Source organism: Stenotrophomonas sp. LGBM10 (assembly GCF_046736075.1).
Classification (GTDB): Bacteria; Pseudomonadota; Gammaproteobacteria; order Xanthomonadales; family Xanthomonadaceae; genus Stenotrophomonas.
The window spans coordinates 1,888,121-1,903,735 of record NZ_CP177163.1; the positions used below are offsets into that span (position 1 = coordinate 1,888,121).

The 15,615-nt window shown below is 68.5% G+C and carries 15 protein-coding genes; 10 read left to right on the plus strand and 5 right to left on the minus strand.

Translation table 11 applies throughout. The annotated features are described in order from the left end of the window. Positions 1-202: 202 nt before the first annotated feature. From ACLB90_RS07910 to ACLB90_RS07945, 8 genes are all read left to right on the plus strand, one after another. Positions 203-2,272 (plus strand): TonB-dependent siderophore receptor, encoded by a 2,070-nt coding sequence (locus ACLB90_RS07910; protein WP_411852405.1) that lies wholly within the window; start codon positions 203-205, stop codon positions 2,270-2,272. A gap of 281 nt (positions 2,273-2,553) precedes the next feature. Next, positions 2,554-2,721 carry a hypothetical protein gene (locus tag ACLB90_RS07915; protein WP_411852406.1) on the plus strand — a complete coding sequence of 56 codons (168 nt, stop codon included), beginning with the start codon at positions 2,554-2,556 and terminating at the stop codon, positions 2,719-2,721. A gap of 27 nt (positions 2,722-2,748) precedes the next feature. Then, positions 2,749-4,926, plus strand: a complete 2,178-nt coding sequence (gene yccS, locus ACLB90_RS07920) for a YccS family putative transporter (protein ID WP_411852407.1) — start codon at positions 2,749-2,751, stop codon at positions 4,924-4,926. 140 nt (positions 4,927-5,066) lie between these two features. Further along, the gene (locus ACLB90_RS07925; RefSeq protein WP_411852408.1) at positions 5,067-5,861 is read left to right on the plus strand and encodes an SDR family NAD(P)-dependent oxidoreductase; all 795 of its coding nucleotides are present in this window, start codon (positions 5,067-5,069) and stop codon (positions 5,859-5,861) included. A 104-nt stretch (positions 5,862-5,965) separates the two neighbouring features. Continuing rightward, positions 5,966-7,855, plus strand: coding sequence for an MFS transporter (locus ACLB90_RS07930; RefSeq protein WP_411852409.1), 1,890 nt, complete (start codon positions 5,966-5,968; stop codon positions 7,853-7,855). A gap of 228 nt (positions 7,856-8,083) precedes the next feature. Continuing rightward, the gene (locus ACLB90_RS07935; protein WP_411852410.1) at positions 8,084-8,374 is read left to right on the plus strand and encodes a CD225/dispanin family protein; all 291 of its coding nucleotides are present in this window, start codon (positions 8,084-8,086) and stop codon (positions 8,372-8,374) included. A 43-nt stretch (positions 8,375-8,417) separates the two neighbouring features. Beyond that, positions 8,418-8,696, plus strand: coding sequence for a CD225/dispanin family protein (locus ACLB90_RS07940; protein ID WP_411852411.1), 279 nt, complete (start codon positions 8,418-8,420; stop codon positions 8,694-8,696). Between the two features lie 79 nt (positions 8,697-8,775). Beyond that, complete coding sequence (locus ACLB90_RS07945) at positions 8,776-9,204, plus strand: DUF2752 domain-containing protein (protein ID WP_411852412.1); 429 nt, start codon at positions 8,776-8,778, stop codon at positions 9,202-9,204. 24 nt (positions 9,205-9,228) lie between these two features. On the opposite strand, the gene ampE is transcribed toward ACLB90_RS07945, so the two are convergent. From ampE to ACLB90_RS07970, 5 genes are all read right to left on the minus strand, one after another. Continuing rightward, positions 9,229-10,122, minus strand: coding sequence for a regulatory signaling modulator protein AmpE (ampE, locus tag ACLB90_RS07950; protein ID WP_411852413.1), 894 nt, complete (start codon positions 10,120-10,122; stop codon positions 9,229-9,231). Positions 10,123-10,241: 119 nt separating this feature from the next. Next, positions 10,242-11,147, minus strand: coding sequence for an NAD(+) diphosphatase (gene nudC, locus ACLB90_RS07955; RefSeq protein WP_411852414.1), 906 nt, complete (start codon positions 11,145-11,147; stop codon positions 10,242-10,244). Positions 11,148-11,206: 59 nt separating this feature from the next. Next, positions 11,207-11,596 (minus strand): iron-sulfur cluster insertion protein ErpA, encoded by a 390-nt coding sequence (gene erpA, locus ACLB90_RS07960; RefSeq protein WP_411852415.1) that lies wholly within the window; start codon positions 11,594-11,596, stop codon positions 11,207-11,209. A gap of 45 nt (positions 11,597-11,641) precedes the next feature. After that, complete coding sequence (locus tag ACLB90_RS07965; protein ID WP_411852416.1) at positions 11,642-12,106, minus strand: bactofilin family protein; 465 nt, start codon at positions 12,104-12,106, stop codon at positions 11,642-11,644. Positions 12,107-12,112: 6 nt separating this feature from the next. Then, positions 12,113-12,847: a DUF6776 family protein gene (locus ACLB90_RS07970; protein WP_411852417.1), complete on the minus strand. Its 735-nt coding sequence runs from the start codon at positions 12,845-12,847 to the stop codon at positions 12,113-12,115. A 184-nt stretch (positions 12,848-13,031) separates the two neighbouring features. Here ACLB90_RS07970 and ACLB90_RS07975 point away from each other — a divergent pair, with 184 nt between their 5' ends. Together ACLB90_RS07975 and ACLB90_RS07980 are read left to right on the plus strand one after the other, a co-directional pair. Next, positions 13,032-13,673, plus strand: coding sequence for a DUF4126 domain-containing protein (locus ACLB90_RS07975; protein WP_411852418.1), 642 nt, complete (start codon positions 13,032-13,034; stop codon positions 13,671-13,673). A 67-nt stretch (positions 13,674-13,740) separates the two neighbouring features. Beyond that, positions 13,741-15,603 carry an EAL domain-containing protein gene (locus tag ACLB90_RS07980; RefSeq protein WP_411852419.1) on the plus strand — a complete coding sequence of 621 codons (1,863 nt, stop codon included), beginning with the start codon at positions 13,741-13,743 and terminating at the stop codon, positions 15,601-15,603. Positions 15,604-15,615 lie beyond the last annotated feature (12 nt).

Here is a 15,615-nt window from a genome sequence, read left to right on the forward strand (position 1 = left end):
GCTGGCCGGCAGCGCTGCGTGAACCCCGGCGGTTTGACGCCGGGTAACCAAACAACAACAATTCTCATCCAGCCACGGTCCTGCATCCCCGGCGATGCACCCGCTGCCCGTCTGCGGCCAGCCTGCGCGATCCAGCCATCGAACCCCTCCCCCGCCATCCCGTGATCGCGGACGGTCCTGTGCTGTCCGCCAAGGAAAAACGATGCTGTCCGCTTCCCTGCCCCGTCTGGCCGCCCTGGCCGTGGCCCTGTCCGCCTGCTGCGCCGCGCACGCGCAATCTACCCCCGACGGCGCCCCGCGCGTCCGCTCAGCCACCGACCTGGACGCGATCAAGGTCACCGCCGAGCGCACCCACACCGCCACCGGGGCACTGGGCGACCGCCCCGTGCGCGATACGCCCTTCGCGATCTCGGTGGTGGGCCGCGACGATATCGAGAAGCGCCAGGTGGTCTCGCTCGGCGAGGCCTTCCTGACCGACCCATCGGTGGTCACCCAGGTCAGCGCCTACGCCAGCGGCTGGAGCTCGCCGATCCGCAACCGCGGCATCGACCTCAGCTACGACAGCTACCGCGTCAACGGCCTGCAGGTCTCGTCGTGGGGCACCGAGTGGCCGCTGGAAGTGATGGACCAGGTCGAGCTGCTCAAGGGTCCGGGCGGTTTCATGTACGGCTTCGGCCAGCCGGGCGGCATCGTCAACTACATCACCAAGAAGCCCACCGATACCCCGACCTTCTCCGCGCAGCTGGGGTGGCGTGAGCAGGGCATCGTCAGCGGGCAGATCGATGTCGGCGGCCGCGGCGGCAATGAGGACATGTTCGGCTACCGCTTCAATGCGTACCAGGAGAAGGGCGAAACCTTCAACGGCGGCGACGTGAACCGCAAGGTCGGCGCGTTGTCGCTGGATGCGCGCCTGAGCGACCGCCTCACCTGGACCTTCGATGGCGTGTTCCAGCAGCGCGACCTCAGCAACGAATCGCCGCAGTACTACTTCATCGGCCTCACCACGCTGCCGCGCACGCTCGCCGGCGATATCGACAACAGCATCGACGGCACCTACTACGACACCCGCTCCAGCCTGCTGTCGACCGGCCTGGACTGGCAGATCAACAGCGACTGGAAGGCCAGCCTGAGCTACGGCGTGACCACCTCCTGGAATGACGTCAACAAGGTGTTCGCCTACATCGACAACGTGAACGGCGACTACAACGTCAACACCTACGAACTCGGCGGCAGGAGCGAATGGAAGCAGGCCCAGGCGATCGTGCAGGGCCGCTTCCGCACCGGCCCGCTGTCGCACCAGCTGGTGGCCGGTGTGTCGCACCAGACCGGCCTGGGCTGGGATCGCCCTTACGAGTGGAACACCATCGGCCGCGGCAACCTCTACCAGCGCCCCACCCTGCGCCATGACCCGGTCGGCTCACGCGTCATGACCCGCGGCAGCGAGACCGTGCAGCAGGCCGTGTTCGTCAGTGACACGGTGGACCTCGGCCGCGGCTGGTCGGTGCTGGCCGGCGCGCGCTACAACGATTTCGAGAACAAGGGCGCCTACCACACCTACCCGGTCACCCCGACCTACGCCGTGATGTACAAGCCGGCCGACGCCGTCACCCTGTACACCAGCTACGTGGAATCGCTGGAAGCGGGCAGCCGGGTCGGTTCCGACTACATCAACGCCGGCGACGTACTCGACCCCACCATCAGCAAGCAGTTCGAGATCGGCGCCAAGATCGAGACCCCGCGCTGGAACGCGAACGCAGCGGCCTTCCGCCTCGAGCGCGGCGCCAACATCGACCGCCTCACCAGCGCCGGCAAACTGCTGGTGCAGGACGGCATCACCCTGTACGAAGGGGTGGAAGTAAGCGGCGACCTGCGCTTGACCGACGCACTCACTGTCGGCGGCGGCGTCACCTGGCTCGACCCCACCTACGACAGACTCTCCCCCGGCAACGCTGCCAACCAGGGCAACCGCACCAGTGGCGCAGCACGCTGGAACGGCGTGGTCCACGTCGACTACAACGTGCCGCAGATCGACGGCCTCAGCCTGTACGCCCTGGCCCGCTACTACGGCGACGTCTACTACAACGCCGAAAACACCCTCATGCTGCCCGACTACACCCTGTTCAACGCCGGTGTCGGTTACCGCATGCAGGCCAACGGCCACCCGGTCACCTGGCGCGCGGGCGTGGAAAACCTGACCAACCGGGCCTACTGGTCCAACGCCGGTGTCGGCCTGCCGCGCACGTTCGCCGTCAGCGTGCGGTTTGATCTGTAAGCGAAGCGCGAACAGCGTACCGACCAACGGTCGGTACCTACCGCCTTCGCTCGGCCACCAGCCCACTCTCGGAGGGTCGGTGGGGTAGGTCTGCGGCGTGTCCCGCAGACCCACCGCCGCCGACCCGGGATACGGTCGGCAAACAGCGTACCGACCAACGGTCGGTACCTACCGCCTTCCCTCGGCCACCAGCCCACTGTCGGAGGGTCGGTGGGGGTGGGTTTGCGGGACCGTAGAAAACATGGATGTTTTCTACGAGCCTCCAGGGACGGATTCACGGCGTGTCCCGCAAAGCCACCCCCGCCGGCCCAAACCAGGACGGCTCGCAGACCCAGGCCGTTGCCGTTGCCGTTGCCGTTGCCGTTGCCATCGCCGTTGCCGTTGCCGTACCGACCAACGAACGGTACCTGCCAACCGGCTATGTCGGCTTCACTGCAATGACGCAATAATGAGGCGCCCCCGCGCCACGAGTCCGCATGTCCGCCCGAGAATCCCGCCTCAGCCGCCTGTGGGCCCATGAGAAAGCCAGCTATGGCCTGCGGGTATTCATCGCGCTGTCGGCGGCGATGGGGCTGTGCTGGACCCTCGACCAGCTGCCTGCCCTGCCCGGCGTGTTCCTCGGCATCATCGCCAGCGCCATCGCCGAAACCGACGACAACTGGTGGGGTCGCACCAAGTCCGTCGCGCTCTCGCTGCTCTGCTTCGTCATCGCCGCGGCCGCCGTGGTGGAACTGTTCCCCTGGCCGTGGCTGTTCATCACCGCCCTGGCGGTCTCCACCTTCGGCCTGACCCTGCTCGGCGCGCTCGGCGAGCGCTATGCCTCCATCGCACAGGCCACCGTCACCCTCGCCATCTACACCATGATCGGCCTGGAACAGCACGGTGCCAGCGATCGCGCCCAGGCCATCGCCGCCGTCAGCCACCTGCTCGCCGGTGCCCTCTGGTATGGCCTGCTGTCCATCCTGTGGACCGCCCTGTTCGCCAACCGCCCGGTGCGCGAACGCCTGGCCCGCCTGTTTGTCGAACTGGGCCGCTACCTGCAGCTCAAGGCCGACCTGTTCGAGCCCGTGCGCGATGCCGACCTGCAGCAGCGCCAGCTCGCGCTGGCCGAGCAGAACCGGCGCGTCGTCGAAGCGCTGAACATCGCCAAGGTCGCCATCCTCGCGCGGTTCGGCCGCTCCGGCCGGCCCGGCGTGCAGTCGGGCCTGTACCTGCGCCTGTACTACATGGCGCAGGATTTCCACGAACGCGCCAGCTCCTCGCACTATCCCTATGGCGCGCTCACCGACGCCTTCTTCCACAGCGACGTGCTGTACCGCTGCCAGCGCCTGCTGGCCCTGCAGGGCGAAGCCTGCGCCCAGCTCGGCCAGGCCATCCGCCTGCGCCGTCCGTTCGAGTACGGCGAGCGCACCCGCCAGGCCACCGCCGACCTCACCGATTCGCTCGCCTGGCTGCGCGCCCAGCACAACCCGCAATGGCAGCGCCTGCTGTCCTCGCTGGACCTGCTCGGGCACAACCTGCAGAGCATCGAGCGCCGGCTGTCGGAAGCCGCGCAGTCCGAATCCACCCTGGACAACGTCGACACCCGCCTGCGCGACACCAACCCGCACACGCTGCGCGAAATGTTCGTGCGCATCCGCCAGCAGCTCACGCCGGGCTCGGTGCTGTTCCGGCACGGCCTGCGCATGGCCCTGGCGCTGGTGGTGGGCTTTGCCGCCATCCGCCTGTTCAACGCGCAGAACGGCTCCTGGGTGCTGCTCACCATCGTGTTCGTGTGCCGCCCCCATTTCGGCGCCACCCGCCAGCGGCTGGCCCAGCGCATCGCCGGCACGCTGATCGGGCTGGTGCTGACCTGGGCACTGATGCAGCTGTTCCAGGACCTGCGCATCGAACTGCTGATCGCCCTGCTGTCGGCGCTGCTGTTCTTCTTCACCCGCAGCGATCGTTATCTGGTGGCCTCCGCGGCGATCACCGTGATGGCCCTGACCTGCTTCAACCTGATCGGCGACGGCTTCCTGCTGATCTGGCCGCGCCTGGTCGATACCCTGATCGGCTGCGCGATCGCCGCCGCTGCCGCCTTCCTGATCCTGCCCGACTGGCAGGGGCGTCGCCTCAACGAGGTGATGGCGCGGGTGCTGGCCAACTGCGCGCGCTACCTGCATGCCGTCCTCGGCCAGTACGGCAGTGGCATGCAGGATGACCTGGCCTACCGGATCGCGCGGCGCGACATGCACAACGCCGATGCGGCCCTGTCCACCGCACTGTCGAACATGCTGCGCGAGCCGGGGCACGTCCGCCGCAACCTCGATGCCGGTTTCCGCTTCCTGGCGCTGTCCAACACCCTGCTCGGCCATCTCTCCGCGCTGGGCGCACACCGTGCCCAGCTGGACAGCTACGGGCAGGACCCGCTGGCCCTGTCCGGTGGCGAACGCGTGGAGCAGGCCATGCAGCAGATTGCCGCCGCGCTCGAGCAGCGCCAGCCCGTGGCCGACGAGGACAACGACGGCGACCGCGCCCTGGCCGAACAGCTTGAACAGTTCGGCGAGGAGATGCCGCCCAAGCTGCAGCTGATCCGCACCCAGATGGGGCTGATGCTGCGCCTGCTGCCCAAGCTGCGCAGCGCCGCCAACGAGGCCGCGCGCACCCTGCGCTGAGCGCGGCGCACCGCACTGTTGCGCGGCCTGCACTGGTGTGGCGCTGGCGGTGGCCCGATCTGTCGTGGACGCCCGCTGCACGTTGCCGCCACCGGTGGCCGCGCACACTGCGGATGCCTTCCTCCGTTCAAGGACTCGCCATGCATCTCGATCTCACCGGCAGGACCGCGCTGGTCACCGCCTCCACCGCCGGCATCGGCCACGGCATCGCCCACGGCCTGGCCACGGCCGGCGCGCACGTCATCGTCAACGGCCGCAGCCAGGGCTCGGTGGACACCGCCCTGACCGCCCTGCGCCAGGCGGTGCCCGGGGCCAGGCTGACCGGGGTCGCCGCCGACCTGTCCGATGCCGCCGGCGTGGACACGCTGCTGGCCGCGCTGCCGCCGGTGGATATCCTGGTCAACAACGCCGGCATCTTCGGTCCGCAGGACTTCTTCGAGACCGACGACGCCACCTGGGATCTGTACTGGCACACCAACGTGATGTCCGGCGTCCGCCTGTCGCGGGCGCTGCTGCCGGGCATGGTCGAGCGCGGCTGGGGTCGGGTGCTGTTCCTGTCCTCGGAGTCGGCACGCAACATCCCGGCCGACATGATCCATTACGGCGTGACCAAGACCGCGCTGCTCGGCCTCTCCCGCGGCCTGGCCAAGCGCGTGGCCGGCAGCGGCGTCACCGTCAACGCCGTTCTGCCCGGCCCGACCCTGTCCGACGGCTTCGCGGCCATGATGGAGGACGAGCGCGCCCGCACCGGGCAGTCGCTGGAAGCGGTCGGTCGTGACTTCGTGATGGCGCACCGGCCCAGTTCGGTGATCCAGCGCGCGGCCACGGTCGAGGAAGTGGCCAACATGGTGGTCTACCTTGCCTCGCCGCAGGCCTCGGCCACATCCGGCGCGGCGCTGCGGGTCGATGGCGGTGTGGTGGACGACATTCTCTGAATGGTTTGGCGCGGTCCGGCGTTCGCCACCACGCCGGCCGCGCGCCCGGTCATCGGGGCGCCGATTGCCCCATGCTAGGCTGCGCCCGTTCGCAAGGAGTTTCCATGTCCGGCCACAGCCAGTTCGCTTTGCTCCGGCAGCGTCGTTTCCTGCCGTTCTTCATCGTCCAGTCGCTGGGCGCATTCAACGACAACGTCTACCGGCAGGCCATCATCGGCCTGTTGTTCTACCTGGGCGTCAGCCAGGCCGAGCAGTCGCTGTACACCACGCTGGCACCGGCCATCTTCATCCTGCCCTACTTCCTGTTCTCGGCGCTGGCAGGGCAGATCGCGGAGAAGCTGGAGAAATCGCGCCTGATCGTGATCACCACCACGATGGAGATCGCGATCATGACCCTGGCCGCGGTCGGCTTCCTGACCCAGAACATGCCGGTGCTGCTGGTGGCGCTGTTCTGCACCGGCCTGCAGTCCACCCTGTTCGGGCCGGTGAAGTACTCGGTGCTGCCCTCGGTGCTCAAACCGGAGGAGCTCACCGGCGGCAACGGGCTGGTCGAGATGGGCACGTCGATGTCGATTCTGACCGGCATGATCAGCGGCGGCATCATCTTCACCCTGGCCGGCAGCTACGGGCCGGTGGTGGCGGCCACCGCGGTGATCGCGCTGGCGGTGGCAGGCAACGTCACCGCACGGATGATTCCGAAGGTCGATGCGGGCGCCCCCGACCTCAAGATCAACTGGAACCCGGTGCCGGAATCGCTGGCCGTGCTGCGCCTGGCGAGAAAACAGAAGGCCGTGCGCAACGCCATCCTGGGCGTGTCGTGGTTCTGGTTCGTGGGCACCATGCTCACCTCGCAGCTGCCTACCTACGCGGTGGTCAACCTCGGCGGCGAACCGACCCTGTACATCTTCGCGCTGGCGCTGTTCTCGGTGGGCACCGGCGTGGGCTCGCTGCTGTGCGAGAAGCTGTCCGGGCGCACGGTGGAAATCGGCCTGGTGCCGCTGGGTGCGTTCGGCATGACCGCCTTCATGCTCGACCTGTATTTCGCCCGTGCCGGCACCGCCACGGCGGCGGGGCTCGGCGTGGCCGCGTTTGCCGCGCAACCGGGCAGCGTGCGCATCATCATCGACCTGATCGGCATCGGCCTGTTCACCGGCTTCTTCGTGGTGCCGCTGTTCGCCCTGATCCAGAGCCGCACGCCGAAGTCGGAGATGTCGCGCGTGTTCGCGGCATTGAACATCCAGAACTCCGGCTTCATCGTCGCCGCGGCGATGATCGCGCTGGCCACGCAGAAATTCCTGCACTGGACCATTCCGCAGTTGTTCCTGGCGCTGGCGATCGCCAACGCGGTGGTGGCGATCTACATCTTCACCATCGTCCCCGAATTCCTGATGCGCTTCCTCAGCTGGGTCATGGTGCGCACCCTGTACCGGCTGCGCCCGCACGGCATCGAGGCCAACGTCCCCGACGATGGCGCGGCGCTGATCGTGTGCAACCACGTCAGCTACATGGATGCGCTGATCCTGTCGGCGACGATCCCGCGGCCGGTGCGCTTCGTCATGTACTACAAGATCTTCAACATCCCGGTGATGCGCTGGATCTTCCGCACCGCCAAGGCGATTCCCATTGCCGGCGCGCGCGAAGACCCCGCGCTGATGCAGGCCGCGTTCGACGAGGTGGACAAGGCGCTGGCCGACGGCGAGCTGGTCTGCATCTTCCCCGAAGGGGCGCTGACCCGCGACGGTGAGATGGCCGCGTTCAAATCCGGCGTGGAGAAGATCCTGGAACGGCGTCCGGTACCGGTGGTACCGATGGCGCTGCGCGGCATGTGGGCCAGCATGTGGAGCCGTCGCGACACGCGGCTGGGCCGGATGCGTGTCCCGCGCCGGTTCCGTGCCCATGTCGAGGTGGTGGCCGGGCCACCGGTGGACGGCACCAGCGCCACCGCCGAGCAGCTGGAAGCGCAGGTGCGCGCCCTGCGCGCCGACCAGGGCTGATCCCGACCGGCCGCCAGGCGCGTACGCAACGCGCCTGGATCGCGACACAAATGCCCGCAAAATCCATGGACGTGCCGCCAGCAGGGCGGCCTCGGGCAATGCCATGCGCGACGGCATCGCTGTAAACGCATACATCCCGGCGCAACATCGGGTAGATTACCCCCCCATAGGGGGTGTCCTGCCGGCATTTGGCGATGCCGACGGACTACCAAAGGAATGGAGTAGCACTTGAACCACCCGCCACCACTGACCCCACCGGCCGTCGTGGTCCCCAACTATCTGGTCTGGGCGATCCTGACGACGCTGTTCTGCTGCCTGCCGCTGGGTGTGGTGTCGATCGTGTATGCCTCACAGGTGGACGGCCGTCGTGCGGCCGGCGATCTGGAAGGCGCTTACGACGCATCCCGCAAGGCGGGGTGGTGGGCATTGGCGTCCGCACTGGCCGCGCCGGTACTGCTGTTGTTGTGGTTCGGGCTGTTCGGCGGCATCGCCGCGCTGGGCGCTCTTTCCGACCTGTGATCCACCCACGTTCAACCCACCCAAAAAAAATGGAGTTTCACCCATGAACGCCACCGCCCCTCAAGTGCCCAACAACCTCGTCTGGGCCATCCTGACCACCCTGTTCTGCTGCCTGCCGGCCGGCATCGTGTCGATCGTGTACGCCGCCCAGGTCAACGGCAAGCTGGCCGCTGGCGACATCGCCGGTGCCCGTGAGTCGTCGGACAAGGCCAAGAAGTGGGCCATGTGGTCGGCCATCATCGCCGTCGTCGGCATGGTGCTGTACTTCGGCTTCATCATGGCGATGGGTGGCCTGGGCGCGCTGAGCGGCTCCAGCTACTGATCGTGGTCGCAGCGGCCCGGTTCCGTGCACCGCAGGGTGTGCGGACCGGGCCGTTCGTCTTGCCAAGTCCGCAACGCTGATGTCCCTGTCCCTTTCCCGCGCTACCCTCACCCGCTGGGCGCCGCTGGCGATCTCCGCCGGCCTGGCCACCGGTGCGGCCATCGTGCTGCGTCACGTCAGCCCGTATGCGAGCAACAGCCCGCTGCCCGGGTGCCCGCTGTACGCGTTGACCGGCCTGTACTGCCCGGGCTGCGGCAGCACGCGCTGTCTGTATTCGCTGGTGCACCTGGATTGGCAGGGCGCGATGGCGATGAATCCCCTGCTGGTGCTGTCGCTGCCGTTCCTGCTGCTGATGCTGCTCAACGGTGCGGGCGTGCGCATGCGTGCGCTGGACCCGCTGATGCGCGTCCTCGCCAGCCCGATGTTCTGGCTGGTGCTGCTGGTCGGCTATGCCGTGCTGCGCAACCTGCCGTGGGCACCCTTCACCGCGCTAGCGCCGATCGGGTAGGTACGGACCGTTGGTCCGTACGCCTCAGGTGACCCAGCCGGCAATCACCAGCAACGCCAGCACCGCCATCCACAGCAACAGCATGCGCCATACCAGGCTCATCGCATCGCGCAGCTCCGGCAGCCGGCGCCACACCGGCACCATGCCCGCATCGCTGTAGTCGTGCGCATCCTCGCGCAGTTCGGCACTCACGCTGGCGCGCGCCACCGCACCGAGGAACACGGTGGACAGCGTCCATTGATGGCCATGCGCGCTGCGCCAGGCCTTGAAGGCGGTGTCGAAGTTGCCGACCAGCGCCATCGACAGCGACATCAGCTGCGCTACCGGCCACTCCAGCCACGACAACGCCACACGCGCGCCGGCCACGCTCTCGGCACTGGCCAGCGACCGCATCGGCCCCACCGCGATCAACGCCAGCAGGCGATACAGCAGCGCCCCGACCGGGCCCAGCAGCAGAAACCAGAACAGCACGGCAAACCAGCGCCGCAGCGCGTTCACCACGGTTGCTTCCACCAGTGAAGGAACATCGTCCTGCAGGCTGCCGCCGGTCGACTGTAGCTGCGCGATCGCCGCATGGCGGGTCGGCGCATCATCGGCGTCGATCACCGCTTCCACGTCCCGGTCCAGGTCGCGCGGCCCCCAGCACATCACCAGCAGCAGTACGCCCAGCAGCAGCGAGGGCAGGCCGAACAGGCGGTCGTGCAGCAGCCACTGCAGCACACCCAGCGCCAGCACGAAGGGCAGCAGCGCCACGATGGCGCCGTAGCGGCCACGCCAGAAGCCGCCCTCGGCGGCATGCGCATCCAGCCATTGCAGCCAGCGCCGGAACAACCCGAACCGGCGCAGCGCGACCGCCGCCGCGGGCGCGACGTGGCCCAGCGCCAACGCAACCAGCACGGCTACCAGGGTGGTGAACATGTAAGCCTCCGGCTGGGGTTCTGGAACGCGCCGCTACTATGCCCTGCGCCCGGGGAATTCCCCGGGCCGTTGGTAATGTACGCCGGCACGTGTTCAGCCAGCGGCAACGCCACAGGGGCTCAGGCCACCTGCTGCCGGTACCAGTGTTCGATCAGGCTGCGCGAAATGGAGATCGGCGGCGACAGGCGGATGCCCTCGCCGTCGTCATGCACGTCGCGTGCGAGTGCCGCACCCACCTCTTCGGCCGTGAACCAGCGCGCGTCCTCCAGTTCGCCATCCACCGTCGGCACGTCGTCCTCGGCGGTCGCGCTGAAGCCCAGCATCAATGCCCCGGGGAACGGCCACGGCTGGGTGCCCAGATAGCGGCAGTCGCGCACGCGCACGCGGCTTTCCTCGAACACTTCGCGCACCACCGTCTGCTCCAGCGACTCGCCCGGCTCGACGAAACCGGCCAGCACGGAGTAACGCCGCGGCGCCCAGTTCGCCTGCCGGCCGAGCAGCAGGCGGCCCTGGTTTTCCACGGCCACGATCACGGCCGGGTCCACGCGCGGGTAGTGCTCGGTGCTGCATTGGCTGCAGCGGCCGATGAAGCCACTGCGCGAGAACGTGATGCCACCGCCACATACGCCGCAGAAGCGCGTGCGCGATTGCCAGTAGGACATGCCGCGGGCATAGCAGAACGCGCTCGCATCGGCGGCGGACCAGGTCACGGCCGACTGGCGCAGGTCCACGCGTTGCGGCGCGGCAACGCTCACCGAGGCCGCTTCCACCGAGAACCACGCCTGTTCGCCACGCAGTCCAAGGAAGATCGCGGTGCCGGGGCCGCCACCCACCTGCGCACCGGTCAGTGCGAGGGGCTGGCCGTCATCGCCGGCGAGTGCGGTGCCATCCTGGTCGAGGACGAGAATGTGCGCGTCCGGCCACAGCCGCAACAACGCATCGGCGTCATCGCGCAGCGGATCGGCGCGCTCCAACGGCTCGCTGATGAAGGCGAAACCGGAAAGCTGCGAAGGAAGTCTGGACATCCCAAGAGCCTGCCCACATTCGCCGACACTGGCAAGCGGCATCGACGCCCGGACACGGATCACATGCTGAAGCTGCTGCCGCACCCACAGGTGGTTTTCGCGTTCGGATTGCGGATCACGAACTGCGCGCCGGTCAGGCTTTCGGCGTAGTCCACCTCGGCGCCCATCAGGTACTGCAGGCTCAGCGGGTCCACCAGCAGCGTGACGCCATTGGTCTGCACGGCCAGGTCGTCGTCGGCACGGTTCTCATCGAACTCGAACCCGTACTGGAACCCGGAACAGCCGCCGCCCTGGATGTACACCCGCAGGGCCAACGATGCGTTGTTCTCGTCCTGGATGAGTTCCCTGACCTTGGCCGCAGCGGCCTCGGTGAAGTTCATCGGACGGTCCAACGACTGGTAGTTCGGCGCGGCGGCGGGGGCGCCGGGCAGGGAAACAAGCGTGCTCATGCCACCAGCATGGGGGTGCATGAGCACGGTTTCAAGCTCGCCGCCTCAGGCCATCGCCTCGGCCAGCTTCCGGCGGGCGCTGCTGTCCTTGCCGGTACCGCCCGAAGCCTCGTCGGCCGGGGGCGGCAGGGCCATCTGCGGCGCGCTGGCATGGATCAGGCGGCCGGTCAGCTGGGCGCCGGCGTTCATCTCCACCACCTGGTAGTGGATGTTGCCGGTGACCCGCGCGGTCGGGGTCAGTTCGACCCGCTCGGTGGCATGCACGTCGCCGTCCAGGCGGCCGCTGATGACCACCACCTGGGCCCGGATCTCGCCCTCGATGGCACCGTGCTCGGCCACGGTCAGGGTGGCATTGGCCGCGCCCTCCTGGGCGATCACCTTGCCCAGGATGGTGCCTTCCACATACAGGCCGCCACTGAACTCGACGTCGCCGCGGATCACTACCTGCGCGCCGATCAGGGCGTCCACCACCAGGTGACCGTCGCGGTTGGATTTGTTGCTTCCGAACATGACTGCTTACTCCCCTTTCGCCGGCGTCCCCGCCTGCTTCCAATCGAATACCTGGGTGGCGCCCCCCGCGCTGCCCAGCGTGACCCGCACACGTTGCGGGGTGAAGTCCTTCGGCAGGATCACACTGCCGGTGAGCTGCTGGAAGTACCGGAAGGAATACTCCTGGCCCGGCACCTTGGTGCGCTGGTGCAGCTCGTCCCAGCTGACCGTGGTCAGCTTTCCGCCCTTCACGCCTTCCACCGAGAACCGCATCTGGCCTTGGCTGATGGCGCCCCGGTTGAGGTTCTGGGTCAACACCACGGCGTACTGCCAGGTGCCGCCAGCCTCCGGGGAGAATTCGATGGAGTGCGTGTTCAGGCCCTTGCGCTGGCTGGTGGCGCCCACCAGGCGCTCATAGAACGCCACGTCGGCGCGCAGACCGGCGATCTCCTCGTCACGCTCGGCCAGCGAGGCCTGCACCTCTGTGTTGGCGGCACGGCTGATGCGGTCGGACGCCTGCAGGGTGGCCTGCCGCTGCTGCAGCTCCACCACCTGCTTCTGCAGGGTCTCGGCGCGTGCTTCGGCGGCATCGAGCTGACGGCCGGGATCGCCGTGCGGCGCGCCCAGCCAACGGCCGGCCAGTACGGCCAGGACCAGGGTCAGCAGCCAGACGCCGCCCAGCACCAGCAGGCGCTTGCGGTCCTGCACGGGCGGACGGCCCGGCAGGCGGATCTGGATACGGGAAGGTGTGCGGTTGTTCATGGCTGTTTCCGCTGCATCGCCTGTCCGGCGACACCGCGACGGCCCCTGTTGGAACGATCGACGGGCTAGTGTAAGTCAGGTCGCCGCCAAAACCCCCACCCGACCGGACGGGCGACGGTGGCGTTCATGGTCGGCATCCCCGATAGTGTGGGCCTGTGCACACTTTGCAGCGGGAGCACGCGCCATGACCGAAGCCCATCTGTTTGTGATCGGCATCCTGCTGGCCTGGCTGGCCGGCATCCGCGTGTACCTGACCGTGTTCGGCGTCGGCCTGGCCGGGCTGCTCGGCTGGGTGGACCTGCCGCCGGCGTTGCAGGCCACCGAGTCGTACTGGGTACTGGGGACCTCGGCCGCCCTGGCCATCGCCGAATTCTTCGCCGACAAGATTCCCGGGGTCGATTCGGCCTGGGACCTGGTCCAGACCCTGGCCAGGGTACCCGCGGGCGCCTTCCTGGCCGCCGCCACGCTCTCGCCCAACGGCGAGCTGAGCGGCACCGCCCTGGCGGCCGGCGCGGGCGTCGCACTGGCCAGCCACGGCTTGAAAGCCGGTACCCGCGCCCTGCTGAACACCTCGCCGGAGCCGGCCAGCAACTGGGTCGCCTCGGCGGCCGAGGACACCGTGGTGGTCGGCGGCCTGGCACTGGCATTGGCGCATCCGTGGCTGGCGCTGATCCTGGTGGTCGCCTGCAGCCTGATCGGGGCGCTGATCGTGTGGTGGGTGTGGCGCGCCCTGTGGCGCGGCATGCGCTGGCTGCTTGGACAGCCCGCCGGCAAAACGGGCAACAGCGCACATCCTGGCGTACTGCCCCCCGGCCCGGGCGGCTGACGCCCGGCGCAACGCGTAACCAACGCGATGGTTCGTCGCATAATTGCGGCGCACATTGGGAGTACAGATGGCCGTCAACGACAACGCTGCATCCACCCGCGCCACGCGCGCCGAAACCCCGCCCGCCGATTACTGGCAGCGCTGGGTCGATGCGCCGGGCGTATCGGCGCCGCCACCGTTGCCCAGCAACGTGGTGCCGTTGGTGCCCACCGCCGGGCCTGTCGCAGCGACGCCGCCGCCGCTGCACCCGGTCGAGCCCGATGCGATGCCGCTGGCCGCCGAAGCCCCCTACCGCGTGCTGATCGTCGAGGACGACCGTTCGCAGGCGCTGTTCGCGCAGAGCGTGCTGCACGGCGCGGGCATGGAAGCGCTGGTCCACTCCGATGCGGAGGGCGTGCAGCAGGCCATCGCCGAGCACCGCCCCGACCTGATCCTGATGGACCTGCACCTGCCCGGCCTGGACGGCATGCGCCTGACCGCGCTGATCCGCCAGCAACCCGGCCAGCAGCTGCTGCCGATCGTGTTCCTCAGCGGCGACCCGGATCCGGAGCGCCAGTTCGAAGTGCTGGACAGCGGCGCCGACGATTTCCTCAGCAAGCCGATCCGGCCGCGCCACCTGATCGCCGCCGTGTCCAACCGCATCCGTCGCGCCCGCGCGCAGGCGGCCACGCTGCCCGGTGCGCATGGCGCCCCGGCAATGAACAACCCCGAAACCGGCCTGCCCACGCGCCACCATGTGATGCAGCAGCTGGCGGCGTCGCTGTCGCACCGCGATCGCGGCGGTCTGTATTTCATCGAGATCGCCAGCGCGCTGGGCCTGCGCGAACGCTATGGCTACGCGGCGTTCGAGCGGTTGATGGTGCAGGCCGGCCAGCGCCTGGCCGATGCCGCGCAACCGCACCTGCTGGCGCGACTGAACGACAACAGCTTCCTGGTCCTGGCCCGCGGCATCGATGAAGACGATCTGGATGGCCTGGCGCACACGCTGCGCGAGCAGCTGTCGGCGCGTGCGTTCGTGATCCGGGATGACGAATCGGTGCACCTGCGTGGCGTCGTCGGCCACGCCCAGCTCTCGCCGGGCTTCGCCGATGCCGGCAGCGCGCTGGAAGCGGTCGAGCGCACCACGCTGCAGGCCCGCCTGCTCAGCGCCGGTATCGCCGCGTATGTGCGTCGCGAGGATGTCGCCGCACAGGAACATCTGGCACTGCTGGAAGGCCAGCTGGAACTGGCCTACCAGCCGATCGTGGCCGTGGCCGGGGGCAACACCGCCCAGTACCAGGTCCTGCTGCGCCTGCGCCAGGCCGATGGCACCGTATTGGCCGCCGGCCAGGTGATCCCGGCGGCCGAGGCGGCCGGGCGCATCGCCGACCTCGACCAGCAGGTGCTCGACCACGCGCTGGGCCTGCTCGACCTGTACCGCCATGCCACCCAGCCGCTGCACCTGTTCGTGTCGCAGTCGCTGCGCACGCTGGCGCGCGATGCCTTCGCCGACTGGCTGCTGGAATCGCTGGCGCAGCGCCAGATCCCGGGGCATTCGGTGGTCATCGACGTGCGCCTGCCCGATGCCCTGATCCATACCGTGACCCTGCAGCAGTTCTGCACGCGCCTGGGCGCGGCCGGCGTGCGTTTCTGCCTGAGCCAGTTCGAGCCCGGCAGCGAAGCCAATGCCCTGCTCACCCAGCTGCCGATCGCGTTCGTGCGCATGGCCGCGCGCTTCTCCAGCAGCCATGCCAACCAGAAGACCCGCGATGAACTGCGCGCGGCAATCGAGATGGCGCACCGCGCCGGCCTGCAGATCATCGGCCAGCAGATCGAAGACCCGCAGGCCGCCGCCGCGATGTGGATGGGCGGCGTGGACTTCATCCAGGGCAACATGGTGCAGTCGGCGGGCAGCGAGCTGAACTTCGACTTCCACAACGCGGTGTTGTGATCATGGCGACCC